2 protein-coding genes are annotated in these 500 nt (G+C 44.8%); both read right to left on the reverse strand.

Annotated elements, in window-relative coordinates; all coding sequences use genetic code 11:
- Positions 1 to 241 (reverse strand): MerR family transcriptional regulator (locus tag ACWHAR_RS32760; RefSeq protein WP_452089134.1); only part of this gene is annotated, 241 nt, incomplete at its 3' end.
- 120 nt (positions 242 to 361) lie between these two features.
- Positions 362 to 500 (reverse strand): VOC family protein (locus tag ACWHAR_RS32765; RefSeq protein ID WP_452089135.1); only part of this gene is annotated, 139 nt, incomplete at its 5' end.

Below are 500 nucleotides of genomic sequence, written 5' to 3' on the forward strand. Positions count from 1 at the left end.
TATTTGTTTTTTGGACAAGGAAGCCTGTGCGCTTTTTAGCGCTTTTTGGCAGATGAATATCCTGAATCGCCGTGCCTTCAGAGATTTGTTTTTGAACGGATTTTAGAACCTTCACGTCTTCTGCCGTGAACGAATAGTGTCCGAGCTCATTGCGTTCGGCCGGAAGATTCAGCTGCTTCACCCACCGCTGCACCGTTTTTGCGGAGACGCCGAGTTCACTTGCTACCATATTTGTATTCATGATCCCATACCTCCTTTTAAGCTAGGTATTCGACCATAGAATGCGGTTCCCTTCCCGTTAGACAAAACAAGAAAAGATTCGGCAAAGAAAGTGGGTATCTCCTTTTTTCTTCAAAAACTGTTATTGTTCATACAGCTCTAATGGAAGTTGGTCAGGATCAAAAAAGAAGGTGAATCGCTTGCCGGTCAGCGGGTCTGTTCTGATTGGCTCTGTTTTTATCCCTTTTTCATGAAGCGCCTTAACCGCCTCATCTAAGCTG

It is taken from the genome of Bacillus sp. LR--39, from assembly GCF_053613335.1.